Origin of the sequence: Rhabdochromatium marinum, from assembly GCF_016583795.1 — a bacterium.
Classification (GTDB): Bacteria; Pseudomonadota; Gammaproteobacteria; order Chromatiales; family Chromatiaceae; genus Rhabdochromatium; species Rhabdochromatium marinum.
In genome coordinates this window covers 1-26,190 of the sequence record NZ_NRRS01000018.1, presented here as the reverse complement: position 1 = coordinate 26,190, position 26,190 = coordinate 1, and the positions used below count along the sequence as shown (strand labels likewise).

Below are 26,190 nucleotides of genomic sequence, written 5' to 3'. Positions count from 1 at the left end.
TAAAGATGTGCAGGTTTAGATTGGAAACAGTTGCTGCACGACCGCTGCGCCCGGCATCAGATGCAGCAGGGCGGCAACCACCGGAAACAGCACCAGCCCTAAGACACCGGTAAAGAGCATCAGGATCAGAATCATCAGACCAAAGGGCTCCAGGCGGCTGTAGTAATAAGACAGGCGCGGCGGCAAGGCGGCGTTCAACACCCGCCCGCCATCGAGCGGCAGCAGTGGAAACAGGTTCAGCACCATCAGCACCAGGTTAATCAGCACCCCGGCCGCTCCCATATAAATCAATGGCAGGCCGACCCACTGCGAAACCGGCAGCAGCCAGGTGCCCAGGTGGATGGTCAGGCCCCAGGCCAGCGCCATGAGTAGATTGGCGGTCGGGCCGGCGGCGGCGACCAGCGCCATGTCCGCGCGCGGGTTACGCAATTGGCGCCAATTGACCGGCACCGGCTTGGCCCAGCCAAACAGAAAGGGGCTGCCGCTGAGCGATGAGACGGTGAAAATACCCAACGGGACCAGGATAGTTCCCACCGGATCGATGTGTTTGATGGGGTTGAAGGTAACTCGCCCCAGCATGCGGGCGGTGGGATCACCGCAGCGGTTGGCCACCCAGCCATGCGCGGCCTCATGCACGGTGATGGCAAACAGCATCGGCAGTGCCAGGATGGCGATCAGGGGAAGTAACTGGTTGAGGACATCCATGGCGCTGATTCTATACCTTCGGGTTGGCGCGGAGTGGGAGTCGGCCGATAAGCCGGGTTCTGTCGTGGGCAATCATTCATCTGGACCCGGTGTCACCACCGGCCTCAAGCGACCTACCCGAGAGCGCATGCGGGCCACATGCTGCGGCGCCGGTCAAACCGGGCCGCTGGCTCCTCTACTTGGTCTTGCTCCGGGTGGGGTTTACCCTGCCACCCCTGTTGCCAGGGGCGCGGTGCGCTCTTACCGCACCATTTCACCCTTACCGTCCGCCGTTAAGCGGAGTTGGCGGTATTTTTTCTGTGGCACTTTCCGTAGGCTCACGCCTCCCAGGCGTTACCTGGCACCCAGCCCTGCGGAGCCCGGACTTTCCTCCATCCGTCGCGCTGCCAAATAGGTATCGACAGCGCCCGGACCGCGATTGCCTGGCCGACTCCCACGGGCAGTCTAACCAGACTCGCTCCGGGCGCCAAGTGCAAAACCTTTCGTCGTGCAATTTTCAGCCACCCAGCCGATGGTGCTCCAGGGTCAGGGACTGCTGGCTGTACCAAGCCCAGCGCCGACGCCCGGCAGCCAGTACCTGCGGGGTCTGGTCAACCAGCTCGCACACCCGTTCGAAGCGGGAAAAAAACGCGGGCACTTCCAGGCCCAGGTTAATCAGCACCTGCCGTTCCTGTTCCGGCTCCCCATTGGGGCTGATCAGGATCGGCGTCAGCTCAGGATCTACCCGGCCCAGCTGTCCATGCGCCAGGAAGCTGTCGGGGCGAAAGCTCCACAGCAGTTGATCCAGGGTTTGTGCCAGCGCAGCCTCCGGACAATGCACCAGGATCCGCCAATGCTGGGTGCGAATTTTCTCGATCAGCTGGCAGGCAAAGCGCAAGCGGTCGCCGCGATACTTCGGCCCCAGGGTATAGAAGTCGATCCGCGCCATGGCGCCCCAGAGCCCTAGGAGGCCAGCCCGGCGCGGCGCAGCAGATATTCCACCAGCAAGGGCACCGGGCGGCCGGTAGCGCCTTTCTCCTTGCCACTCACCCAGGCGGTGCCGGCAATATCCAGATGCGCCCAGGGCACTGTCTGGCTGTAGTTGCCAACAAATTTGGCGAGAAAAGCCGCTGCTGTGATGGCGCCGCCCTCGCGGCCGCCGATATTGGCCATGTCGGCGAAGTTGCTCTCCAGCTGGCTGTCGTAGTCCTTCCACAGCGGCATGCGCCACAGGCGATCCCCGGCGGCTTCACCTGCTGTCGCCAGCGCCTCGGCCAGTTGGTCATCATTGGCAAACAGAGCGGAGGGATGGCGCCCCAGGGCCACCACGCAGGCACCGGTCAGGGTGGCCATGTCAATGAGCACCGCCGGTTCAAAGCGTTCGCAGTAGGTCAGCGCATCGCACAGAATCAAGCGTCCCTCGGCATCGGTGTTTAGAATCTCGACCGTTTGTCCCGAGAGGGTAGTGACGATGTCGCCTGGTTTGTTGGCCGCGCCATCGGGCAGATTCTCGGAGGTTGGCACCACGCCGATGACATTGAGCGGCAGCTTGAGATTGCGCACCGCTTGCATGGCGCCGATCACCGCCGCACCGCCGCACATGTCGTATTTCATTTCGTCCATGTCGGCAGCCGGCTTAATGGAGATGCCGCCAGCATCGAAGGTGAGCCCTTTGCCGACCAGTACCACCGGCGCCTCGCCCGGCGAGCCGCCGTTATGCTTCATTACAATCAAGTGGGCCGGTTCGCGACTGCCGCGTGCCACCGACAGCAGGGCTCCCATGCCCAGCTCACCCATGGCGGCTTCGTCCAGTACCTCAACAGTGAAGCTTGGTGTGCCGCCCTCGGCCAGTGCCCGGGCCTGCTCGGCCAGATAGCTGGGGGTGCAGATGTTGCCCGGCAGGTTGGCAAGCTCGCGTGCCAGATTGGCACCGGCGGCCAGGGCAGCCGCGTGGGTGGCAGCCTGTTCAGCCGCCGCGCGCTCGGCGTCGCTCGCGACCCACAGGTTCAGGGTGGTCAGGGGGGGCTTAGCATTGGGCTTTTTGGCTTTAGTGTGCTCGTAGCGGTAGCTGCTGTGCGCTCCGGCCTGGGCAATCGCGCGCTGGCGTTGATAGGGCGTCATCTTGGCAACCGGCGCCTCGGCCAGGGTGCTGGTCAGCTCAGTCAGGCCCAGCTCGGCGCTACGCGCAAAGACCGCTTTCAGGACTTTGTCAAAAGTGCGTCGGTCCAGCTCGCCGCTCTTGCCGCTGTTGACCAGCAACACCCGCTCGGCGGCCACTCCCGGCAACTGATACAGCAGTTGCATCCGACCGGCATCGCCATCCAGATCACCCGTCTCAAGTTGTTTACTGAGCTGTCCGCCACTGGCATGATCGACAGCCTGAGCAGCGGACGAGAGCGTGCGTGGCTCCGACACCCCCAACACCAGGCAGGCGGTCTCCAGGGTTGCAAGCTCGCCGGTTTTGACTGAAAAATCCATGTATCCTCCACAAGGCCCACAGGCCACAATCGCGTTGGCCCGCAGCATAATGCTCAGCGTCACTCTCCAACAACGGGCCGATTGGCCGTCAGTCTAACGGATTCCCTGCCGCTTAATGAAGATTCTCGACCGCTACTTGGCCACTGCTGTGATCAGTGGCACCCTGATTACTCTGGCGGTGCTGTTGCCGCTGCTGGGGGTATTTATCCTGGCCGATGAGATGGACAACCTGGGCACGCATGCCTATGGGTTGTCCGCCGCCCTGGCCTTCGTGACGTTGAGTCTGCCGCGTTATGCCTATCAGTTATTTCCCATTGCGACTCTGATCGGTGCCTTGGTGGGACTCGGTGTGCTGGCCAGTCGCTCGGAGTTGGTGGCTATGCGCGCGGCCGGCGTTTCCATCGGTCGCATTGTGCAAGGGGCCTTAACCGGCGGTCTGGTACTGGCCATGCTCGCCGTATTGGTCGGTGAGGGGGTGGCGCCGGTTGCCGAGCAACGCGCGCAAGTCTTGCGCTCCAGCGCCCAGAGTGGCCAGACCTTTCAGATGATTGAGCGTGGCTTCTGGGCGCGTGATGGGGATGCCTTTGTAAATGTGCGCGAAGTGTTGCCGAATGCCCGCTTGCAGGATATTTTTATCTATGAGCTGGAGGGCACCCGGCTAATCACTGCCACCCATGCGCAAGAGGCTTATTACGCCGGTGACCATTGGGTGCTGACGGACATCAATCGCAGTCACATTGGCGCTGATCAGGTGCGGGTGGAACATCAGGCGCGGGATACCTGGCAATCCCTGATTGACCCGGCGTTGTTGCGGGTGATTGTGGCCGAGCCTCAGGCGCTACCGATCTGGGGGTTGTGGCGGTATCTGCGGTTTCTGCAAGACAGTGAGCAGGACAGCGGTCCTTATGAAGTCGCCTTCTGGAGCAAGCTGGTACATCCGCTGCTAGTGCTGGCGATGATCTTCGTTTCCATCCCGGTGTTGCTGGGCTCGGCGCGCAGCACCGGACTGGGTGTGAAGATTTTTGTCGGTATCCTGATTGGCATCGCCTTTTACCTGATCAACCGCACGTTCAGTTATCTGGCACTGCTCTACGGACTGCATCCAGCTATTGCCGCTGTGCTGCCGCCACTGTTGTTTGTCGCCGCTGCACTCTGGCTATTGCGGCGGGTGGGGTAGTTGTTCAGTCCCGTCAGGCGTTGTTCAGGTGCGCCTCGAACCTGGCCAGCCGTTGTTTGAGCTTGGCCACTTCCTTGCGCAACTCTTCCAGGTTGGCTTCAGCGTCCGCTTTGGCGAGTTGAATGGCTTCAGCCTCGGTGGCTGCGCTGTCTATTGTGTCCCACACGCTTTCATCCTGAATCTGAACATCCCAGCCGTCAGCTTTATCATTGTAGATGATCCTGTACTTTTCCTGGTAGGGTTCCCAGCCGTTATTCGTGTTAAGGTCTTCGCGCGCGCTTGGGAGGGTGAGGGTCGTTGCGTTGGCCATTGCCGTGTTACAGTGTTGCACAGGCGAATTCAGCTGGAGATGCAGATCTCTGGCATAAAGGCATAAAAAAACCGGCTTTGAAGCCGGTTTCTTATTTTCGATCAGAGACCGAAAATGCACAATTGGTAGCGGGGGCAGGATTTGAACCTACGACCTTCGGGTTATGAGCCCGACGAGCTGCCTGACTGCTCCACCCCGCAACTGAGACTCAGCATACTAATGCTTTTGCCTGTCGGATGCAACCCCAGTTTTGCGATCACCCGCATGTGCAATCAGTCTCGTGCTCGCGCAGCGCTGGCGGCGGTGATGGTGACGGCTCGGTCGAGTTGTTCGATACGGGTGTGGAAGTGGGGTGAAAAGCGGATGCCGCCACCGCGTGCGGCGCAGAGCAGATTCTGCTCCATCAGGCTGCGCCACAGGGCTTGGTGATCAGCGCCGGGGACGCGGAAGCTGAGAATGCCGGCGCGCTGTTCGGGAGCGCGTGGGGAGAGCAGCTCAAAGCCCTGGGCGTCAATCAGATCAATGAGACGGTCGATGCGCTCGGTGATAGCGCGCTCAATGGCTTCTAGGCCGACCTCTTCGAGCAGCGACAGACTGGCCTCAAAGGCCTGCACGCCGAGCATATTGGGGCTGCCGCACTCAAAACGCCGCGCATTCTCAGCCGGGCGCCAGTCGTGACGGTCGAAGTCGCCCGGCGCAGCGACCATGTGCCAGCCGAACTGATGCAGTCGCAGGTGTTCGCGCAGATCGGGGCGGCAGTAGAAGAGTGCCAGGCCCTCGGGGCCGAGCATCCATTTATGCGCATCGGCTACCACAAAGTCCGCCGGCATGCGCTGAAGGTCGAAGGGCAGGGCGCCCAGCCCTTGAATGGCATCGACGCACAGCAGGATGCCACGCGCGCGGCAGGCCTGACCCAGACGTTCCAGATCCAGTCGGCGCCCCCGAGCGTACTGCACCCAACTGACGGCGATCAGTCGGGTGCGCGCATCACAGCGTGCGAGCAGCTCTTCTTCGATGGCCTGTGATTGCGCCAGGGGCAGCGCGCGCCATTGCACGCCCTGATCGGCCAGAGATTCCCAGACAATGCGGTTCGATGGGAACTCTTCGGCAATGCCAACGATGTTGTCGCCGCTGCGCCAGTCGAGCCCATAAGCAATGACTGACAGGGCTTCGGAGGTGCTCTTGGCCAGGGCGATGTCATCACTGGAGGCTGCATTGATCAGGCGTGCCAGACGTTCGCGCAAACGTTGCTCAACCGCCTGCCACTGTGGATAGTGCAGCGAGCCGAGCGCGGCATTCTCCTTGGCAAAGCGGCACACTGCCTCGGCGGTGCGGCGCGGCCAGGGCCCCACGGCGGCATGATTTAAATGAAGCAGAGAGGGGGAGAAGTCGAATTCCGACTGAATCGAGTGCATGGCGAGCCTCGCGCGCTGGGTCTGTGGAGCGTTCAGATCGGACATTATGATTCGCGCTATAGTGGCGCTTCCCGATCTCAGGCATCCTGGCAGAGGGCCTTCCGACATGCAACAGACCTCAGCGACCTTTAAGCGGGCGCGTGCTTGGCTGACCGGTGGCTTTGGCCGGCTGATGATGGCCGTCTGGCTGGTGCTGTTGGCTTTGACGGGGCTGCTGGCGCCGCAGCCGTCCAGCGCCGCTATGCCGGATGCTGGAGATATTCCGCCACTGTTGGCGCCTTGGGTGTCCTGGGTGTTGCGCGATGCTGACTGGCGCCACTGTCCGCTGGCGCCGGGGCCGGTTGCGGATCAGGAATCAGGCCAAGGGGCCGGGTCGGAGCGGCTGTGTCGCTGGCCGGGTCTGCTGCACCTGGATGTGAGTGACAGCGGCGCGCGCTTTACGCAGCACTGGCGTCTGTATGCGCCGCGCTGGGTGCCGCTGCCGGGGGATGCGCAGGCCTGGCCTCAGCAGGTGCAGGTCAATGATGCGTCCTGGCCGGTGCTGGAGCGCCAGGGCCGCCCGGCGCTATTTTTGCCGGTCGGGAGCCATGAGCTGAGCGGGCGTTTTCTCTGGTCGCGATTGCCCGATGGCCTGCAACTGCCGGAGCTGCGTGCCTCGGTGCGACTGCGCCTGGATCAGTCCGAGGTATCTGCGCCGCGTATTGATGCCACCGGACGGCTGTGGCTGAGCGATGCGCCGACGGCGGCACCGGCCTTGCCACCGGATGCGGTGGGGCGCGGGGACCGACTGGCGCTGAATGTTACCCGCTTGCTGGCCGATGGGGTGCCCGTGCGCCTCACGACTCGTCTGGAGTTTGAGGTGTCGGGCCAGCCGCGCGAGCTGACGCTGAGCGGTGCGGTGTTGCCGGAGGCCTTGCCCTTGCGTATCGCCAGTGCGTTGCCGGCGCGGCTTGATGCAGCGGGCCGTTTTCAGTTGCAGCTGCGCCCCGGTCACTGGGTGGTGGAAATCGAGGCGCGCTATCCGGGGCGCCCGACGCGCTTTGCGCTTCAGGAGGCCGAAGCGCCCTGGCCGGCGCGAGAGGTCTGGAGCTTCCGCGCCGCTCCGACGCTGCGTCAGGTTGAGCTGAGTGGGGCCAAGGCGGTTGATCCACGCCAGGCGCGCCTGCCCTCGGCCTGGCAGCATCTGCCAGCCTATGTACTGAATGCCGGCGAGACGCTGGTGCTGAATCCCTTGCCGCAGGCGCGCGCCGGGCGTGAGCGGCTGCGTCTGACGCGGGAGCTGTGGCTTGATTTCAGTGGCAACGGCTACAGCCTGCGTGACCGTATCAATGGCGAGCTGGCGGGGCTAAGTCGCCTGGAAGTGCAGGCGCCTCTGGAGCTGGGGCAGGTGCAGGTCGATGGCGAGCCGCGTCTGATCACCCGCTGGCCGCCGTCCAGTGACGCGGCAGCAACTGATTTAGATGTTGAGGCTGATACCGGTGCCGATGCCAATGTTGAAGTGATGGCTGAGGCTGTTGGCGGTGCTGGTACTGACACGGGTACCGGCACTGGCACTGGCACCCTGAGTGGCGTCGAAGTGCGCGGGGAGAAGCTGTCATTGATTGCCGATGGCCGCCTGGAAGCTGTGCGTACCCGTCTGCCAGCTTCCGGCTGGACAGTCCCCTTTGAGCACATTGAGGCCGATCTGCATTTGCCACCGGGTTGGCAACTGCTCGCGGTCACCGGGGTGGATAATCGACCTCATAGCTGGTTGGCGCGCTGGTCGTTGCTGGATTTGTTTTTGGTGTTAATCGGTGCCCTGGCCAGCACGCGTCTATGGGGCTGGCGCTGGGGGGTACTGGCGCTGCTGACTCTGACACTGATCTGGCAGGAGCCGGGGGCGCCACGGATCGTCTGGCTGCATTTGCTCGCGGCAGCTGCATTGCTGCGGTTGCTGCCGCAGCGCTCGGAACCCCAGGGCTCCGTGCCGCGCGCCCTGGAGCGTGCGCGCACCCTGGTGCAGTGGTACGGGCGAGGCGCGCTGCTGGTGTTGGTGCTGATTTCCTTGCCCTTTTTGATCATGCAGATGCGCGATGGACTCTATCCTCAGCTGAACATCACATCGAGTGCTACGCCTTTGGTAGGCGCTCAGTCCGTAGATCGCGTCAGCTCAGACGAGGTCGCGCTCAGCCGGGCACCAAGCGACACCCGCTGGGCATCGGTCGCCAAATCCGCCGCGCCAGCGCCCTTGCGCACGCCGCCGCCTGGAGCGGTGCTCCAGACCGGGGCTGGGGTGCCGGACTGGAACTGGAACCCGGTGCGGCTGGAATGGAACGGGCCGGTGGCGCCTGACCATGTGATTCATCTGTGGTTGTTATCGCCGCTGATGGGTTTGCTGCTTGCCTGCGCCGCTGTACTGCTGTTGCCGGCTCTGGCGCTCAAGGTGGCCGGTGGCGGGGCGACTGTGCTGGATGCAAGGCGTGTGCTGGCTAAGTCCTGGGGTGCGCTGGGTGCTCAGGCGCCAAGGGTGGTACTCCTGGGAGTGATGAGCTGGGGAGTTGCAGGAGTCGCCTGTCTGTTGCCGGCTCCGGCGCACGCGGCCAGCGAGCCTGAGCCTGCGGTTGCGCCGGCCATTGCGTCTTCTGTCAGTGCATCTTCAGCCCGTGCGTCCCTTGCCGATGCTGCCGGCTTTCCGCCGCCGGCCTTGCTGACGGAACTGCGTGAGCAGCTGCTGCAAGCGCCGCCCTGCTGGCCGGACTGTATTACGCTCAGCCGACTGCATGTCGAGGTGCAGGACGGGCAGTTGCGCTTGCAACTGACGGTGGCCGCTGGCGCCGCTGGTGCCTTACCCTTGCCGGGTGGGGAGTCCACTTGGTTGCCGGAGCAGATGTGGCTTGATGGGGCCGAAGTGTTACTGGCGCGGCGCACTCAGGATGGCCAGCGGCTGGTGCCGGTGACCACCGGGCGGCATCAGCTGGAACTGACCGGCCCCCTGGATGCGGCCGGGCGCATTGAGCTGCCTCTGCCCTTGCCGCCGCGTCTGGTGACCACCGAGCTGGAGCCGTCTTGGCGGCTCGAAGGTCTGCGCTCCGATGGTCAGGCGGGTTTGCAGTTGCGCCTGGTGTCGGTGTCTACCACGACAGCACAGGAATCTGAGGCCTCAAGCGTCTCAGGGACGGCGCTCGTGCCGCTACTGCGCTTGGAGCGCGATCTGCATCTAGGGTTGACCTGGGAGCTGCGCAGTCGTGTGCGTCGGCTATCGCCGACCGGGACTGCGGTGAGCCTGGGGCTGCCGCTGCTGCCGGGGGAGGCGGTGACCAGTGCCGAGGCGCAGGTGGTGGATGAGCGCCTGCTGCTGTCTTTGGCGCCCACACAGCAGGAGCTGACCTGGTCGTCGCGTCTGGCGCCGATGGATCACTTTGAACTGCGAGCGAGTCGCGACCCGCGCCTAGTGGAAACCTGGTGCATCGGCGTCAGTCCCTATTGGCATCTGGAAACCTTGGGTCTGGCAGCGGTGGCGAATGATTGTGCCGCTGCGCGTGCGGGGCGCGCCGGCTTCCCGACCCCGGCGCGACTGTGGCGTCCCTGGCCGGGCGAGGCGCTGGCGCTTGATCTGAGCCGTCCGGAGGCTGTGCCAGGGCCGACGCTGACGCTGGATCAGAGTCGCTATGCACTTAAGCCGGGACGCCGCGCCAGCGAAGCACAGCTATGGCTGAAGGTTCGCAGCAGCCAGGGCGGTCAGTATCGTCTCCGGCTGCCGCCTGGGGCCGAACGCCTGGAAGTGCGCATCAATGATCAGGCGCGTGGCCTGGTACTGAAAGAGGGGCAGGTCGATGTGCCGCTGGTGCCTGGTGTGCAGTCGCTGCAACTCGCCTGGCAGCAGCCGGGTGGACTCAGACTGGCCTATCGTCCGGCACCGGTCGAGCTTGGCGTTGGCAGCGTGAACGCCACCACTGAGATACAGCTGGGCGCAGATCGCTGGGTGCTCTGGACCCAGGGGGCTGGGCTGGGGCCAGCCGTGCTGTTTTGGAGTCAGCTGGTGGTGCTGGGGCTGCTGGCCTGGGGCTTGGCGCGGCTGCGTCTGACGCCCCTGCACGGTTTCGACTGGCTGCTGCTTGGTATCGGCTTGAGTCAGGCCGACCCCTGGGTCAGTGTGCTGGTGGTTGGCTGGCTGCTGGCGCTGGGCTGGCGACAGCAACTGGCGCCAGCGCGGCTTGAGCAGCTGTCGGCCTGGCGCTTCGATTTGGCACAACTGGCTCTGCTTGGCTGGACGCTGCTGGCCTTGCTGGGGCTGCTGGCGGCCATACAGCAGGGATTGCTTGGTTCGCCGCGCATGCAGATCCTCGGCAACGGTTCGACCTCTGAGCACTTGCGCTGGTATCTGGATCGCAGCGGCCCGGCGCTTGGTGAGGGGCTGGTGGTCTCGGTACCCCGGTTGGTGTATCGGCTGCTGATGCTGGCCTGGGCGCTGTGGCTGGCGGTGCGCCTGCTCGACTGGCTGCGCTGGGGCTGGCAGGCATTCTCGCAGCCGTTATTGTGGCGCCCGCTGCCGACGCTGTTTAAGTCAGGCCAGCGTCCGGCACACCGGGCGCCGCCGACCGGCGCCAAGGAGTCGCTGAGCGTCGATCTTTAAAAGTCATCGGCTTAATGCGATGGCTGCTCAGCGGCGGAGGTCAGTGATTGCGCGACCGCCTGGTTGCTGTCTGCATCCTGTTGTTGACCATGGGCCGCCTGCATATCAGCGAGTATCTGCCAGGCATTGGGATCGGTGGGATTCAGATTGATCGCTTGTTCGAGCATGGTCGCGGCATCTTCATGATTACCGGTCTGCGCTAGCAGGCGACCGAGATTGCTGTAGGCGCCAGCATCTTGCGGATTGAGCTTGATGGCAGTCAGGAAGGCGGCGGTGGCGGCCTCGGTTTGCTCATGCAGCATCAGCATCGCGCCGAGATTGTTGCAGGCGGCGGCGTTATTGGGGTTGAGCTCCAGGCAGCGGTCAAAGGCGGCAGCGGCTTCTTCGGTGCGCTGCAGTTGCGCGAGTGCCACGCCGAGATTGTAATGATACTCAGAGGCATCCGGCTCCGAGGCCAGGGCGCGGCGGATGAAGGTCAGCGCTGCTTCGGGATCGCCGCTGTTGATTTTCAGTACGCCAAGCTGGTTTAAGGTGATGGGTTCGTAGGGATCCTGGTTCAGCACGTCACGATAGGCTTCTTCGGCCTGGGCAAGCTTGCCCTCGTTTTGGAGTTGGTCGGCCTGGCTCATCATTTCCGCAAGTTCGAGGGGAATCATGCGCTCTTCGGCGACGCGCTTGGCGTCTTCGCTCAGCGTGGATGTGGCCTCGGACGAGGCGTCGGTGGGCGTGAAAATCTCGGCCATGGTGGTGGGGTCCTCAAGGGCTTCAGGGGTTCTCTTCCAGTTTGTGCGAATTGATTGATGATTTCCACTGTTAACGCCCGCATAACCCAAAAACTTGACGCCCTGCGCAAGGCAGGCGCGAAAACGCCTTGACCTGTGCTATAGTTGCGCGCTGATTTTTGCTAAGCGGCGCCGGGCGCCGTGTGGAGAGACAAACAATGAGTTTTTTCATTTCCGATGCGCTGGCCCAGGCTGAAGGTGCTGCCGGCCCAGCCAATTCACTCTTTGGATTGCTGTTTCCGATCGGTCTGATCGTCATTCTCTACTTTTTGATGATTCGCCCGCAGATTAAGCGCCAGAAAGAGCATAAGGCGCTGGTCGATGGGCTGAGCAAGGGCGACGAGGTCATCACCATGGGTGGCATGGCCGGCCGCATTGTCGCGCTTGGCGATAACTTCGCCCAGCTGGAGGTGGCCGATGGTGTAACCATTAAGATTCGACGTCCCTCGGTCGAGGCTGTGCTGCCGAAGGGGTCTCTGAAAGAACTGTAAGGGAAGGCGCTTTTTGGTCCGCTCGCGCTCTATCTGACTGATCCATTAACGACCGCTCTTGCCACCACGCTGCAATGAATCATTATCCTCTGTGGAAGAATCTGCTGATTCTGGCCGTGATCCTGGCCGGGCTGCTGCTCGCGCTGCCCAATCTGTTCTCCCAGGATCCCTCCATTGAAATTACCGCCGAGCGTGGTAACCAGATCAACGACGCCAGTGTCGCCGAGATTCGCGCGGCTTTCGAGAATGCCGGGGTGCCGGTTAAGGATGTTGAGTCTTTGGAGGGGGATCATCTGCTAGCGCGCTTTCGCAGTTCCGGCGAGCAGCTCGCCGGGCTGGAGGTGATGCAGAACACCCTGGCGGATCGCTATCGTAGCGCGCTGACACTGTCGCCGGATCTGCCGGGCTGGCTCAAAGCCATTGGCGCCCAGCCGATGTTTCTGGGCCTGGACCTGCGCGGTGGCATCCATGTCCTGATTGATGTCGATATGGAAGCGGCGCTGGCACAGGCGGTGGAGCGCTATACCGGCGACATTCGCACCGAGCTGCGTAAGGCCAAAATTCGCTATGTCACCGTGCTGCGCGAAGGTGACAAGGTTGAGGTGCGTTTCCGCGATGAGGCTACCCGTGATCAGGCGGCGAAGCGGATTCACCGCGAGTTTCCCAACCTTACGGTTGAGACCAGCGAGCGCGAGGGCGAGTTCTATGTTACCGGCTCACTGCCGCCGGCGCAGCGCGAGGAAGTCAAGCGTTTTGCCTTGCAGCAGAACATCACCACCCTGCGCAATCGCGTCAATGCCCTCGGCGTGGCCGAACCCATTATTCAGCGCCAAGGCGAGCGGCGCATTGTGGTGCAGTTGCCGGGCGCACAGGATCCCGGACGCCTGAAAGAGCTGCTGGGTGCGACCGCCACGCTGGAGTACCGGCTGGTCGATACTGAGCACAGCGTGCAGGATGCCCTGGACGGGCGCGTGCCGGTCGGTGCGGCCCTGTACAAAAAGCGCGATGGTCAGCCAATTCTGCTCAAGCGCCGGGTGATCGTCACCGGCGATCAGATTACCGATGCCTCTGCCGGGTTCGATCAGCAGTCTGGCTCGCCGGCGGTCTTTGTCAGTCTCGACGGCCCAGGCGCGCGGCGCATGCGCAATGTCACCACGGAAAATGTCAGCAAACCCATGGCCGTGGTCTTCATCGAGAACCGTTCCGTCACCCGCATGGTTGATGGCAAGCCGGTGAAAACACGCGAGCGCACCGAAGAAGTTATCAGCGTCGCCAACATTTTGGAGCCCTTTGGTCGACGGTTTCAGACCACCGGGCTTGACAGCAGCGAAGAAGCGCACACTCTGGCATTGCTGCTGCGCGCTGGTGCCCTGGCCGCGCCGATCGAAATCGTCGAGGAGCGCACCGTTGGCCCCAGCCTGGGGCAGGATAACATCGATCAGGGCTTTGAGTCGGTCCTGATCGGTCTGGCGGCAGTGGTGGCCTTCATGGCGCTGTACTACCGACTGTTTGGATTGGTGGCGGATCTGGTGCTAGTGGTCAATCTGGTGCTAATCGTGGCAGTGCTGTCGGTGCTGCAAGCCACACTCACCCTGCCTGGCATTGCCGGCATTGTGCTGACCGTCGGTATGGCGGTGGATGCGAATGTACTGATTTTCGAGCGTATTCGTGAGGAAATTCGCAATGGCAGCTCACCGCAGGCCAGCATTCATGCCGGCTACGACAAAGCCTTATCGACCATTGTCGATGCCAATGTCACCACCCTGATTGCTGCCGTGGTGCTGTTCAGTTTTGGTACCGGGCCGATCAAGGGCTTCGCGGTGACGCTCTTCATTGGCATCCTGACCTCCATGTTCACGGCCATCCTTGGCTCGCGCGCCCTGATCAATCTCATCTACGGCGGGCGCCGGGTGAAGACGCTGGCCATCTAGGTATCCTTTAGGAACGGTCTTTTTAGGAACGGTATTTTTACCAGGCGGAGAACTGCATGGCGCACGCCCAACTGACGAAAGAACTCAATATCGACTTTATCAGCAAGCGCAAGATCGCGGCGATGGGTTCCGGGGCGCTCATGGTGGTGTTTCTGCTGTCGATCCTGGTGCGAGGTTTTAATTTTGGCCTTGATTTCACCGGTGGTACGGTCATTGAGGTCGGTTACCAGCAGCCGGCGGAACTGGCGGGTGTTACCCAGGCTCTGGCCGATGAGGGCTTTAACGACGCCGTGGTGCAATATTTCGGCTCGCGCCAGGATGTACTGATTCGCCTCGCACCGCGCGATGAGGATGTCGCCAGCGCTGAGCTGAGCGATCAGGTGTTGCGCATTCTGACGCAGCAGGCCGGGGAGGACGTGGAACTGCGCCGGGTCGAATTCGTCGGCCCGCAGGTGGGCGAGGAGTTGCGTGAGCAGGGCGGCCTGGCGGTGCTGTTCTCACTGATCGGCATCTTGATTTATGTCGCCCTGCGTTTCGAGTGGCGCTTTGCCGCCGGTGCCGTGGTGGCCATTATTCATGATGTGGTGTTTACCATTGGCCTGTTCTCTATTTTCGCCATTCCCTTCGATCTAACCGTATTGGCCGCCGTCCTGGCGGTGATTGGCTACTCCCTAAACGACACCATCGTGATTTTTGACCGCATCCGCGAGAATTTCCGCAAGATGCGCAAGGGCACGGTGATCGAGATCGCTAACCGCTCTATCAATCAGACCCTCTCGCGCACCATTGTGACCTCCGGTACCACGCTGCTGGTGCTGCTGGCCTTGTATTTTCTTGGTGGTGCGGCGATCAGTGGCTTTTCCATCGCGCTGATTATTGGCGTGGTAGTTGGAACCTACTCGACCATCTTTATCGCCACCGCCATGGCGATTTGGCTGGGCATCAGTCGCACGGATCTTCTGCCAGCCGTCAAGGAAGGGGAGTTGTTGGATGATCGGCCCTGACGACTCGAACCCGTCAGGGTTTTTTGCTTAGCGTACCTCGGCCTGTACGTCTGCAATGGTGCGAATCCAATAGCCCTGAGCGAGCATGTCCTGGGGTATTTTGGTCAGTGCCACCATGGTGCTGTTGATATCCGGGAAGCTGCCATAGACTGCAATCGCCAGCGAGCGGGTTGAGATGACCCGCGCACCCTCAAGCAAATGGGTGTTGATATAGTCTTTGACCGCAGCAATTTTCGGCAGGGCAATCAGCTGTATGGTGTAGTGGTTGGGGTCTTGTTGCGCGAGCCAGCTAAGATCGGCACGCGTGTAGGCCCGCTGCTGATTGAGCATTGCCTCAGTAGTGGTTGGCTCCTCGGATGCTGCTGGTGTCTGGTTTTGTTCTGGCTCTCGATGCTCTGTTGGTGGTGTTGCACTGGCAGAAGTTGAGGACGCTTGTGGCCGGTTAGCCGCCTTTGGTGGCCTAGTGGTCTCCGGTGAGGTTTGCTCATCAGGAGCGGGTGGTTGCGTGCTTGCTGCGGTCTTTCCCTCAGGCGTGCGGTTTGCAGTCTCTGCGGTGTTATCACCCTGAGGTGCGTCGGGAGTGGCTTCATTCTCCGGGGTGTCTGGCGCGGTGGCGGTCGCGTCGGCATTGGTATCGCCACCAGAATCGGCTGCATCGCCATTGGCGTCATCCGCTGGCTGCTGGGAGGGGTTGGCGGTTGTTCCACCAAGCGACAGTTGTTCGAAGGAAAACTTGTTATCCGACAGGCTGGGTAGCAGCAGGAAAACAAACGCACCGAGTCCGAGACTGGTCGCCGTTGCGAGAAACCAAGGTTGTTTCCAAAACGCGACGGCCGCTTTGCGATCTTTTGGGGCTGTTTTTTCAGGCGCTGGTGGGGCATGCGTGGACGGCGCGGTCTCGTCTAAATTTGACGGTGCTTCCGGTTCAGAGTCCGCTTCCAGCTCTGAAGATGTTTCCTGTGCGGCTTCTGGTGCCGTCGTCGCTCCTTCTTCTGCTGCTGGTTCCGCTGGTGGATGCTCTTTCGGTTTCTCCTCCTCTGCTGCTGCGGTTGCAACAGCTGCCGCAGCCGTTGCTTCTGTCTGTTCTGGTGGCTGGCAGTTCTCGCTTAGCCACTGCTCAGCGACAGTGTTCAGATCCCTGGGCAGGCCGCGACTGCTTTTGTGCAGTTTGGTAACGACATCCAGTGTAAATAATTTCGCTATAGCAGCATTGCCGGCTGCTGTCAGGCGGTGGCGCAGATAAGCCGCTGCCTGTTCCTGGGTAAAGGGTGGCAGGCTGATATGCCGGACCTGGCGCGTGTCGTTTACGATCAGCATGCGTGGATAATTGCGCCCCAGGACTGCATCGCCCATCAGCAGCAGGCGGGGTCCGCGATGGGTGGCCCCATTGGCGTCCTCTCCCAGCTTGAGTAACTGCCGCAGAATATCCGAGCCCAGCAAGTGCGCGTCATCCACCACAATCACGGTGTTGATTTTACGATGTCCGCGCTCAATCAGCAGTTCATTCAATGGCCGGCTGGGGTCGTTTTCCCCATGTGTTTTCAGGTGTTTGCGAATCGTGACTTCAACGGACGCAAAGCTGGTATTGTTGCGGCCGCGAAAGGCGATGATCTCGAAATGTTTCGGCAAGGCACTGAGCAATCGCATCAATTGGATGCTGCGCCCGGCACCGCTGCTGGCACTGAGCAACAAAATGGCGCCAGGCTTTACCAGCGTCTGCTGCATGCGCCCTAGTTGATCTTGCATCTGAGCGTCGCGGTACAGGAAAGCGCCGCGCGAATCGGGGGCGAACGGCTGTTCCTGAAGCGACAGGCGTTTGAGGCATTCCGCTGTCAGAGGCATGGTTGTTTCTGGTGACTCGGGAGAGTGCGTTGATCAAGACGCGAATACAGCATGCGCATTAATTATAGATGCCCATGTCGCCCAGGAAGGGCAGGGCCTCGGTGTCATCTTCTGCGGCGTCCTCGAGCGCATCTGAAGTAGTATCCTGCGCAATCATCGGGAAGCGTTCCCGCAGCTCTGCACGCAACTGATTGAGACCGTCCTGCTTGTAATCGAAGATCGAAAAATTGGTTGCAAAGGCACCCATGGGTCGGAAGACCACCGATTCAACGCGCGCCTTGGCGTGGACAGAGATGATTTCCGGTTCATTGGATAATATGACTGGAATGTTGATCCCGTGCACTGACTTGTCGTCGAGCTTGGTCGACAGGGCAATACGCATGTAGTTGGGCGTAACGTCCTCTGTCCAGCCGATCAGATTGCTGCCGTTGGCCAGTGCGAGCTTGACCCGGCGGTGCAGAGGAAAACTGGTGGGGACGGACATGGATAACAGGGGATCGTGCTTATTGTACTGCCCCTTGCTCGTGGTACCGGTCTGCATTGGCTTGGATAAGGCATTGATTTGAGCGAGCAGGTGTTCCTCGGCATCGCCAATGAACTCTTCCACTTTTAAGCCCAGGCGAAAATCCGCCGTGGTGCTGTCCAGCACGCAACTGACAACCTGGACAACGAGTTCAGCATGGACCTCCTTGCCAAGCTGAGAGTTAAACATGAACACTAGCACCCGGAGTTTGACGCCAACCCGTTGCGGCTTGTCGGCGTGAATGCTCAGGCCATAGTGAGAAATATCCTCAGCCCATAGCAGCTCGGTATGACCGTCAGGAAAACGCACACCAGTTCTGAGTTTGCAGCCAAATCTGGGGTGTAGGCGCCGGTCTTCCATAAGCTAAAGTCTCGTAGCCGCTCTTGTAATGGCCTTATCAAGGCGATCAAACCAAGGCATCAAACCGGGGCGCATGATCGCTTGTTGCAGGATGGATTATGATTCTGACGGCCACTTTTGTCATATCCTAACCCCCGGCCGCAAGTAAAAAGCGCAAAACGCGCCACAAATACTTCTTAAAGGATGCCCTCGCGCCAATGTTGACCGTCATTGATCGCTATGTGATGCTGGAAGTCGCCAAAGTGTTTGCGGCGATTGTCGCAACCCTTTTTGTGATTACTGCAAGCGTGCTGTTTTTGCGCAGCCTCGAAGAAGTCAACCTGGGTGCGCTCAACACCGAGACGGCCTGGCGCTATCTGAGCTACCAATTGCTGCGCGACAGCGGTCATTTGCTTCCGCCGGCGTTTTTTCTCGCCGCGCTGGTCGCGCTCGGGCGTATGGCGCGCGACAGCGAACTCATTGCCTTGCAGGCCTGCGGCGTCGGCTCGGTGCGCATCTATCGCTCGCTGCTGTATTTAGCTGTGCCACTGGCGCTGCTGACTGCCTGGCTGGCGCTGGTGGTGCAACCTGAAGCCTCGGCAAAAATCCAGGTGATTCGCCATTTGCAGGGCGATCAGGCCACGCAGATCGCCGGTTTGCAGGCCGGGCGCTTCTATCAACCTGACGGCGGTGCCATCACCTTTTATGCTGCCCGCTTCGATGCTGACAAGCGTTTGCAGGGTGTTTTTCTGCGCGATCACCGCGCGGCTACGCCGCGCCTGGTGTTGGCCGATCTGGGCTACTATCAGGAAACCAGGAACGGGGGTGAGCGTTCGATCGTGCTGCAACAAGGGCGGCGTTACGACGGCGCGCCGGGTACGGCGAGCTTTAGTATCAGTGCCTTTGATCGTTACCAGCTGCAGCTGGACTCGCCTGAGCCCGGCCCGGTGACGCGCAGCAAAGAGTCCAGCCGCAAGACGATGGATCTATTGGATTCCGAGGATCCCAGCGACTGGGTTGAGTTGCAGCATCGCATCGCCAATCCGCTGGCGCTCTTTGCCCTGGCGCTGATCGCGATCCCCTTAACCGCCACCTCACCCCGGCAGACGGGCAGTGGGCGACTGATGCTGGCGCTGGTCACCTATTTCGCTTTTTTCAATCTGCAACGTTTGGCGGAAGACTGGTGCAACCTGGGGGTCACGCCGGCCTGGCTGGGCAGTTTGTGGTATCAACCCCTGGTGGTGCTGCTGGTGTTTGCGCTGCTGGCCCCACGCGCGTTCTGGCAAGCTGTTAGAATTCAGCGGCTGTGGTCATTTATTTATTCTCGCTATCGTGTTTATTAAGGACAGAATGCTGTCATGATTGCCCTGCTTGACTATGGTGCTGGTAACGTGCGCAGTGTGCGCAATGCCATTGCTGCACTCGGTTATCCGCTGAGCGAAATCCGTGCCCCTGAGGACATCCTGGCCGCTGAGCGGCTGATTTTCCCTGGCGTTGGCGCCTTTGGACCAGCTATGCAGCGACTGCGCGAACAGGGTTTTGAAGCCCCGCTGCGCGAGTTTCTGCTGGCCGGGCGGCCCTTTTTGGGGATCTGTATTGGCTTGCAGTCACTGTTCGAGGGGAGTGAGGAATCCCCCGGCGTGCCGGGGTTGGGAATTATTCCCGGGCAGGTGCGGCGCTTCGACAATAGCCATCGCTCGGTGCCACACATGGGCTGGAACGGTTTGCGTTTGCAACAAGCTGAGTGTGAGCTGCTTGAGGATGCCGACGCGCACCGCTTCTACTTCGTGCACTCTTATTTTGCCGAGCCCGAGGCGCGCAATCGCGACTGGGTGCTGGCCGAAACCGATTACGGACGCCCCTTTATCAGCGCCGTGCAGCAGGGCGAAGTGGCGGCGGTGCAATTCCACCCGGAGAAAAGCGGCGCCGCCGGGCTGGAAGTGCTGAGGCGCTTTCTGGCCGGCCAATGCACCCTGAATCCCCGGCCGCTGAGTCAGCCACGGAGCCATTCCGCACAGCCTCTGTCAGACTCTCCGGTATTACCGGATCCTCTCGCCGAACCGACCTCAACCGCCTTGGCCCGGCGCATCATTGCCTGCCTGGATGTGCGCACCAATGATCAGGGCGATCTGGTGGTGACCAAGGGGGATCAATACGACGTGCGCGAACAGGGCGAGGTGCGCAACCTGGGCAAACCCGTCGAATTGGCCAAGCGCTACTATGCCGAGGGCGCCGATGAGATTACCTTTTTGAACATCACCGCCTTCCGGGATTTCCCCCTTGCCGATCAGCCTATGCTTAAGGTGTTGCGGCGTGCTTCCGAGGAGATTTTCGTCCCGCTCACCATCGGCGGTGGCATTCGCGCCTTTGTCGATCAGGACGGGCGCCACTATTCAGCGCTGGATGTCGCCGCCGAGTATTTCCGCTCCGGCGCGGACAAGGTGTCGATTGGCTCCGAGGCGGTGCTGATTGCCGAAGCCTTCCATGCATGCGGCGGGCAGGGCGACGGGAGCAGTGCTATCGAGCAGATCGCGCAGGTCTACGGCAACCAGGCGGTGGTCATCTCGGTTGATCCACGTCGGGTCTATGTCGACTCGCCAGCGGCGACACCGCATCACTGCATTGAAACTCAGGAACCTGGCCCCCAGGGTGAGCGTTACTGTTGGTTCCAGTGCACCATCAAGGGCGGACGTGAAGGTCGCGATCTCGACGTGTTGCAACTGGTCCAGGCCTGCGAGCAGTTGGGTGCTGGAGAAATCCTGGTCAACTCCATCGACCGCGACGGCAGTGGCCGCGGATTTGACCTGGAACTGCTGCGCATGGTCCGCGAAGGCGTGCGCATTCCGGTCATCGCCTCCAGCGGCGCTGGCTGCCCTGAGCACTTCAGCGCCCTGTTCGACGCTGTGGATGCCGAAGCCGCCCTGGCTGCTGGCATCTTCCATCGTCGTGAAGTGCCTATTGATGCTGTCAAGGCTGAGCTGGATGGCAAGGGCGAGATTGTTCGTGCCTGAGCGCATCCTCATGAAGAGGGTATGATATTGCGATTCATCATCTTTCTATTGTCCGCACCCATTGCATGGTTCCTACTGGCGGCCGTGCTGGTTATGGCGACTCCACCGGCTAACGCCGAACCACGCGACATCCTGTGGCCCGTCGCCACCCCCGCCTCTCGTTCCGTCGCCGACAACATAGAATCAGCGCAGCCGGCCTATGTCACGCGCAGCGGTAGCGTCATGTTCGACCTCCCAGCCCTGCGAAACGGCCGTCGTCAGCCTCGGGTGCATCCCCTAGTTGGGGGAGGGAAGCATTTCCGGAAACAGCTGATCGAATCGCTGGTTCACCCACGCCAATCGCAGATGGAGTAGATGATTGAACCCTGTCTCGCTCCAGCGCATTCCAACCCCTTTGAGGCGTTGCTGAATCAGCCACGTGCAGGCACTCTCCACCAAGCCGCTGCCAATAGGTAACCCGGCCGCCTTGAAGGCATCATAGTGAATGTGATCTTCGTGCGCTTTCAAGTAGTTGTAAACCTTCGTCAATGCCTCGCGTGCTGAGTCCGGTAACTGTCTGTCTTCGACGACTGTGAGCAACTCGGCCAGCACTTGTTGCTCTTGGCCATGGCGCAGACGGTGACGCCAGTCGATAAATTGCTGCTGGCAGGCGCGGGTGCGCCCATCAAGCCACGCGCTTACACCCTTGTAAAGGTTTTGTGCAGCATGGTAGAAATCCAGAATCGCTGTCGCTGCGAGTGTTTTGAAACAGCGCTGGAAGACGGTCCAAAAGCCGGCTCCGCCATCGCTGAGCCACACAATCTGAGTGGTACTGTGTACCTGTTGGCGAACCGCTTCCAGCCATAACCGTGGTGCCAACGCCTCAATGCTGCCTAAGACAGCCACCAGGCGGCGTTGGTGGAGGAGACTCACCGTTTGCCCCGACGTGTCAGGCGTTCGCCGAGACGGGCTAAGATCGCCACCTTAATCTCGCGCCAACGGGTAGGCCCCTTCGCTGTGCCAGGGGTAGGGCGAAAGGGCACCATCACCCCATCGGCGCCAATCACCAGCGGCAACGCTTGCAGCGACGCTGCTAACGGTTCAGGTGTCGGTGCCGCCAAGGCCTCCTCCAACGCCCGCCTCGCGCGCTGTCCGGCTTGCTGAACCCAGCGCCAGAGTGTATCGGGCGCTACGGACACCCCTGTCAAGCGCTTGAGCAACTGAACACCGGTCTCATACGGCACAAAGACCGCTAACAAACACTGAGGGCGACCCAAGCAAGCAGAATTCGATTCCAGTGTAACCGAGTTGGAGCAAGGTGCTACAGTGCTCACCTTGATCGACAGCCAACTCTCCAGCACGGAATATGCTGATCGTTTCTGAGAGCTAGCCTGCCCATCGCAAGCGGCCTAGGCCTAGCGCCGGGCTCTGCCCGGCGCTGTCGCGACCATCCGATGCTCGTTGCGGAAGATGGCTGTTTTAGCGGGCTGGTTTGGGCATGATGGTTCCTATTTCGCAGAGAACAAGCGTTTCCAGGGTGGTGCGTAAATCTCGACAGCTACCGCTATCGGAGTCGGAAAGAGGCAGGCTAAGTTCTCGCAGTCTTTGCGCTATATACTCGCCTTCTTCCATTCCTTCTCGCCGAAGAGCAAGCACCCGTTTACGCCCGCTTGCCTTGCGAAAGGCTTCCTTCCGGTCCGTTTCAGTCAAGGTCGGACCGAGCCAGGTTGTGGAACGTGCGTTATGGAAAGCGGTCGCAACATAGGCGATCGGTGGCTGGCCCATCACTACCACGGCGTCATCCAAAAGCGGCGAAAACTCAGCAACGATCTGCTGCGTGACCAAAAGGCTGATCTCGTGTTCATTATGGATGCGTCCCCAGTCAGGCACCTTCGTGGAGAAGATTAAAAGTACGGCAGCTGCCGCGAAGAACCCCCAGCCGAAACGCCCCATAAGCACCACTGCAGCAACGAGTACAAAGGCGGGGAGCACGACCTCGACACCGATAGCGTAACGTTGGATAGAGAACATAATCTGCCAAAGGATATAGGTGATCACAAGAAAAAATGTAAATAGCAACAGACGTCTCTGCGGTGGGGCGGAATCGGTTGAAACGATCGCGAACCTCCGTGCTGCGAATTTGATCAGAAGTGCAATGGCAAGTACGTAGGCGATTGGGAACCTGAAATCCCGAAAAGATACCTCGGCTGTTTGACTGTTCCAGGAAAACCAGAATGGATAAAACAAGGATTGCCACCAGTCCTTAGGAAAGAATCTTCCGTCGGAAAAGTCGATATCGGGAAACAAGGGTGAGCCAAAAATCGAATTGAAGAACGGAAACACGGGGTTGCCGGTCTCTTGCCAGAGATACCACGACCACCACCCATGAGTTGCGAGCAATCCAATAACAGCGCCGCCGCCGAAAGCTAGACCGGTTCTCAGCCAGGTTCGGCCACTCACAAAGATCGTTGCCGCACCCAGGCCCACCAAGTATATGCCATTGGTCAGTTTAAGGCCTGCGGCCCCTCCGACCAGCAAGCCAGCCAAAGCTAGCAAATGCACCTCGGGCACATGCCTGTCCTCAGTAAACGCAATAAGCGCGAACAGCAGCCCAGCAAGCACCACCACTGCAGTTGTGAGGTCACCAAAGGAAGTGCCGAGTTCTGAGACTGTAAGCGCACCGGACATCCCAAGCATCGCGGCAGATAATGCGAACAGCAGAAACTTAAAGGAGATCGGGCGGCTTGTACCTGCAACACTAAATATAATTGCAAGAATTAACACCAAGTTCAGCCCCTGAACGGCACCCATCATGCGCGTCGCGAACCTTGGGCTGCCCAAGGTATAAGCCGGGTAGGTTAAAATCAAATCAAGCGTGGGGTTGATATGGGTTTGTACGCCGGCAGCGTTGTGATCGACGGAAAGGCGGTGCTTAAGGACGGCGAAGGGGTTATACAAGTGATAATTTCGCAAATCCCAGTTTGTGTCGGCCCCTAGCATAACCGCAGTCTGCCCGGCAATGGCAGCGGACAATAGTGCAAGCGCTATCCAGTAAAGAAGTCTGATCCTGGGCCTATCAGCAAACCATGTAGCCAACGGATTCATGTAGTTACCTGTTCCCTAATGAGCTTTTAGCACGAGCCCCTTGGGCATCGAATTGACCAGGCGCTTGCATCTTGCGACGAACCTTGTCACGTGCAATGCAGCTGCCGCTCGGCTTTTGGGCAAAGGCCACAACATTCTTGCCAAAAAATGGATGCCAAAGCTGATCACAGAACCGACTGATCGGAAAAACAAAGCGATCATATAACCGAACCATTGATAGGTTGAGATTCCCGCTGTCATCGCCAAGCCACTTGAGAGCCAGCGAAGCCAGAAATCCGAGCGAATCGACATACTCGGTGCGCTTTACGACGAATCCAGCAGCACGCAGTACAGCCAACAGGGAGACTCTTGTATAGCGACGTAAATGCCCAACCTTGCGATCCATTGGGCCATAAAGCATCGGGAAGGCAGGCACGTAAACAATAAATAGACCACCTGGCGTAAGCCGACTGTATATCGCTCGAACAGCCGCCAGATCGTCCTCAATGTGCTCAAGCACGTTAAACGAATATGCGCCGCTCGCGCTTTCCGGAGCCAAGTCTTCAATGCGTGAATGAGTTTTCAGTGACCTTGCTATTAGACGCTTACGTAACTCTGGATCAGGCTCTACGCACACAATTTCAATGCCGGCATCGGTAATCATCCTGGCTAGTAGGCCGGTACCTGCACCAAAATCTAATACGGGCACCAAGCCCCGAGCATTCGACACCACCAGTTTGGACAGAAACCGATTGTATCGTTCGGCTTTCTCCATGATGTCAAGGTTATCAATTCCATCATAGAAACGGTTGCTTGTGTTGTTCATGGCGGTCTCCGCTTCAAGCATGATGAGGGTTCGCAATCTTGCGGTCGACGAACACGATAACTTTGGAGCCTGTGAAGTTAATGACCAAGCCAATCCCAGCTCCAGCAATGAGCGCGGGCACGGCCATGCTTGCGCGCTCCGCAAATAAGAAACGCAATAGCGCGGCATAGACGGCAAAGTTTGCCAGTGCGGCAACGATCTGAACCATTAAGTAGTAGGCGAATTCACGGCCGGGACGATCAGTGGCGCCGTCTCGAAAAGTCCAGATTCGGTTGAAATACCAAGTGACAGTCACCGCGACCGGGAAGGATAGAGCACGAGCGGCGTAAAGCCCACTGCCTGCCGAGATCATCAGCGCCAAGAGTCCAGCGTCGACGATGAAGCCAAGGCCCCCGATTACCACGAAACGGCGCAAAACCGGATCCATGGATCATTCAGGGTTGGGCGGTGGTGGGTTCCACTGATGCGCGGCAAATCTCGAGTCGTGTGCTGGTGCTAGGTATGCTCAAGTAACACATTCTCTTTGCCTCCTGACGACCGCGGGTGACTGTATCAAGAATAAAACCGCAGGCAATACTCAGAAATCCAAGCAGCACCAAGCCAACGCTGAGAATCGCGGTTGGAAAACGCGGAACCAGGCCGGTGCGTAGAAATTCGCCCAGCAAGGGGTAGGCAATCATGACGGCTACCAGCACCAACGCAAGCCCGATCAGCCCGAAAGTCCGCATCGGGCGCTCTTGCTTGAGGAGCTCAAGGATAAACCAAAGAATGCGCGCCCCGTCAGAAAAAGTACGTAGCTTGCTTACTGTGCCCGCTGCACGTTCGCGGTAGGTGGTGGAAACCTCGGCGATGGGCATTTGGAGTTCCAGTGCATGAATCGTGAGTTCAGTCTCAATCTCAAAGCCACCGGACAAAAGCGGAAAGGACTTGACGAAGCGGCGTGAAAATACTCTGTAGCCAGACAGCATATCCGTGAATTCGTCAGCGAAGAGAATTCTGACCAGGCCAGAGAGCAAACGATTGCCGAGAACATGACCAGGACGGTAGCGGCCTTCACCAGATCCGATCCTGGCGCCAATAACCATGTCAAGATTGTTAGCGACCAGGCACTGGATCATCGCAGGCGCGGCGGTTGGCTCGTAGGTATCGTCGCCATCCACCATCAGATAGATGTCGGCATCGACATCGGCAAACATCCGTCGCACAACGAACCCCTTCCCTTGGTGATGCTCGCTACGAACAATCGCACCAGCCGCGCTTGCCTCGCCGCAGCTCGTATCATTAGAATTATTATCGTAGACGTAAACAGTCGCTTGAGGGAGGGCGTGGTGAAAATCCGCGACGACTTTTCCAATTGCGCCGGCTTCGTTGTAGCAGGGAACCATAACTGCGATTTGCAGGCATGGCGGGACAATGAAATCGGGTGATCTCGCGCCCATGGGATCATGTTCTTCCATTTCCAGAGGCCATTCGCGCAATATTGGCAGCTGGTGAAGTAAAGAAACGGTGCCGGTCAGCAGCCCGGCCGGAAATCATGTCGTATTATACCCCAGACCAGCCCTTTTAAGGTGATGCAACTCATTGTATAATATGGATATTATTTCTAGAGTTGGAGTTGACAACCGATGTTTGATGATGTTCTCAACCGGTTTGCTGAACGCGCGCCTGCCACGGTCATGGTACGCGCTCTGCTTGAGCGATT

21 protein-coding genes, 1 tRNA gene and 1 other RNA gene are annotated in these 26,190 nt (G+C 60.0%); 7 read left to right on the top strand and 16 right to left on the bottom strand.

The genetic code is table 11. From position 1 onward, the window contains the following. Positions 1–15: 15 nt before the first annotated feature. The 4 genes from CKO36_RS07745 to CKO36_RS07730 form a co-directional block, all read right to left on the bottom strand. A complete protein-coding gene (locus CKO36_RS07745) occupies positions 16–705 on the bottom strand; it encodes a site-2 protease family protein (protein ID WP_200282927.1) in 690 nt (229 codons plus the stop codon). A gap of 32 nt (positions 706–737) precedes the next feature. Next, positions 738–1,139: RNase P RNA component class A (rnpB, locus tag CKO36_RS07740), an RNA gene on the bottom strand. Positions 1,140–1,201: 62 nt separating this feature from the next. Then, positions 1,202–1,633: a DNA polymerase III subunit chi gene (locus CKO36_RS07735; RefSeq protein ID WP_200282924.1), complete on the bottom strand. Its 432-nt coding sequence runs from the start codon at positions 1,631–1,633 to the stop codon at positions 1,202–1,204. Between the two features lie 14 nt (positions 1,634–1,647). After that, positions 1,648–3,162, bottom strand: coding sequence for a leucyl aminopeptidase (locus CKO36_RS07730; protein WP_200282921.1), 1,515 nt, complete (start codon positions 3,160–3,162; stop codon positions 1,648–1,650). Positions 3,163–3,277: 115 nt separating this feature from the next. On the opposite strand from CKO36_RS07730, the gene lptG reads away from it, so the two are divergent. Further along, positions 3,278–4,339, top strand: coding sequence for an LPS export ABC transporter permease LptG (gene lptG, locus CKO36_RS07725; RefSeq protein ID WP_200282918.1), 1,062 nt, complete (start codon positions 3,278–3,280; stop codon positions 4,337–4,339). Positions 4,340–4,352: 13 nt separating this feature from the next. Here lptG and CKO36_RS07720 read toward each other — a convergent pair whose 3' ends face one another. The 3 genes from CKO36_RS07720 to CKO36_RS07710 all read right to left on the bottom strand — a co-directional run bounded on the left by CKO36_RS07720 (position 4,353) and on the right by CKO36_RS07710 (position 6,064). After that, positions 4,353–4,649: a hypothetical protein gene (locus tag CKO36_RS07720; protein WP_200282915.1), complete on the bottom strand. Its 297-nt coding sequence runs from the start codon at positions 4,647–4,649 to the stop codon at positions 4,353–4,355. A 123-nt stretch (positions 4,650–4,772) separates the two neighbouring features. After that, positions 4,773–4,849: transfer RNA gene (locus tag CKO36_RS07715), tRNA-Met, on the bottom strand. A 72-nt stretch (positions 4,850–4,921) separates the two neighbouring features. Then, positions 4,922–6,064, bottom strand: a complete 1,143-nt coding sequence (locus CKO36_RS07710) for an aminotransferase class V-fold PLP-dependent enzyme (protein WP_200283025.1) — start codon at positions 6,062–6,064, stop codon at positions 4,922–4,924. 106 nt (positions 6,065–6,170) lie between these two features. On the opposite strand from CKO36_RS07710, the gene CKO36_RS07705 reads away from it, so the two are divergent. Continuing rightward, the gene (locus CKO36_RS07705) at positions 6,171–10,676 is read left to right on the top strand and encodes a hypothetical protein (RefSeq protein ID WP_200282912.1); all 4,506 of its coding nucleotides are present in this window, start codon (positions 6,171–6,173) and stop codon (positions 10,674–10,676) included. 11 nt (positions 10,677–10,687) lie between these two features. Here the strand turns inward: CKO36_RS07705 and CKO36_RS07700 are convergent, their stop codons facing one another. After that, positions 10,688–11,419 (bottom strand): tetratricopeptide repeat protein, encoded by a 732-nt coding sequence (locus CKO36_RS07700; RefSeq protein WP_200282909.1) that lies wholly within the window; start codon positions 11,417–11,419, stop codon positions 10,688–10,690. Between the two features lie 197 nt (positions 11,420–11,616). On the opposite strand from CKO36_RS07700, the gene yajC reads away from it, so the two are divergent. The 3 genes from yajC (at position 11,617) to secF (ending at position 14,884) form a co-directional block, all read left to right on the top strand. Next, a complete protein-coding gene (gene yajC / locus CKO36_RS07695) occupies positions 11,617–11,949 on the top strand; it encodes a preprotein translocase subunit YajC (RefSeq protein WP_200282906.1) in 333 nt (110 codons plus the stop codon). Positions 11,950–12,023: 74 nt separating this feature from the next. Next, positions 12,024–13,880 (top strand): protein translocase subunit SecD, encoded by a 1,857-nt coding sequence (gene secD, locus CKO36_RS07690; RefSeq protein WP_200282903.1) that lies wholly within the window; start codon positions 12,024–12,026, stop codon positions 13,878–13,880. Between the two features lie 56 nt (positions 13,881–13,936). Continuing rightward, positions 13,937–14,884, top strand: a complete 948-nt coding sequence (secF, locus tag CKO36_RS07685; protein ID WP_200282901.1) for a protein translocase subunit SecF — start codon at positions 13,937–13,939, stop codon at positions 14,882–14,884. 27 nt (positions 14,885–14,911) lie between these two features. Here the strand turns inward: secF and CKO36_RS07680 are convergent, their stop codons facing one another. Beyond that, positions 14,912–16,726, bottom strand: a complete 1,815-nt coding sequence (locus CKO36_RS07680; RefSeq protein WP_200282899.1) for an AAA family ATPase — start codon at positions 16,724–16,726, stop codon at positions 14,912–14,914. 58 nt (positions 16,727–16,784) lie between these two features. Then, positions 16,785–17,609: a PilZ domain-containing protein gene (locus CKO36_RS07675; RefSeq protein ID WP_338053441.1), complete on the bottom strand. Its 825-nt coding sequence runs from the start codon at positions 17,607–17,609 to the stop codon at positions 16,785–16,787. 197 nt (positions 17,610–17,806) lie between these two features. On the opposite strand from CKO36_RS07675, the gene lptF reads away from it, so the two are divergent. Beyond that, positions 17,807–18,931: an LPS export ABC transporter permease LptF gene (gene lptF, locus CKO36_RS07670; protein ID WP_200282895.1), complete on the top strand. Its 1,125-nt coding sequence runs from the start codon at positions 17,807–17,809 to the stop codon at positions 18,929–18,931. A gap of 15 nt (positions 18,932–18,946) precedes the next feature. Next, on the top strand, positions 18,947–20,599 hold the full coding sequence (hisF, locus tag CKO36_RS07665) for an imidazole glycerol phosphate synthase subunit HisF (protein WP_200282893.1): 1,653 nt from the start codon (positions 18,947–18,949) through the stop codon (positions 20,597–20,599). 276 nt (positions 20,600–20,875) lie between these two features. Here hisF and CKO36_RS07660 read toward each other — a convergent pair whose 3' ends face one another. From CKO36_RS07660 to CKO36_RS07635, 6 genes are all read right to left on the bottom strand, one after another. Next, a complete protein-coding gene (locus CKO36_RS07660; RefSeq protein ID WP_200282891.1) occupies positions 20,876–21,511 on the bottom strand; it encodes a hypothetical protein in 636 nt (211 codons plus the stop codon). After that, positions 21,508–21,822, bottom strand: a complete 315-nt coding sequence (locus CKO36_RS07655) for a hypothetical protein (RefSeq protein WP_200282888.1) — start codon at positions 21,820–21,822, stop codon at positions 21,508–21,510. The genes CKO36_RS07660 and CKO36_RS07655 overlap by 4 nt, the downstream gene beginning before the upstream one ends. A gap of 235 nt (positions 21,823–22,057) precedes the next feature. Continuing rightward, positions 22,058–23,611 carry a hypothetical protein gene (locus CKO36_RS07650; RefSeq protein WP_200282885.1) on the bottom strand — a complete coding sequence of 518 codons (1,554 nt, stop codon included), beginning with the start codon at positions 23,609–23,611 and terminating at the stop codon, positions 22,058–22,060. Between the two features lie 76 nt (positions 23,612–23,687). Further along, positions 23,688–24,488 (bottom strand): class I SAM-dependent methyltransferase, encoded by an 801-nt coding sequence (locus tag CKO36_RS07645; RefSeq protein WP_200282882.1) that lies wholly within the window; start codon positions 24,486–24,488, stop codon positions 23,688–23,690. Between the two features lie 13 nt (positions 24,489–24,501). Beyond that, positions 24,502–24,915 carry a GtrA family protein gene (locus CKO36_RS07640; protein WP_200282879.1) on the bottom strand — a complete coding sequence of 138 codons (414 nt, stop codon included), beginning with the start codon at positions 24,913–24,915 and terminating at the stop codon, positions 24,502–24,504. A 7-nt stretch (positions 24,916–24,922) separates the two neighbouring features. Then, positions 24,923–25,945, bottom strand: coding sequence for a glycosyltransferase family 2 protein (locus CKO36_RS07635; protein ID WP_242469456.1), 1,023 nt, complete (start codon positions 25,943–25,945; stop codon positions 24,923–24,925). Between the last annotated feature and the right edge of the window lie 245 nt (positions 25,946–26,190).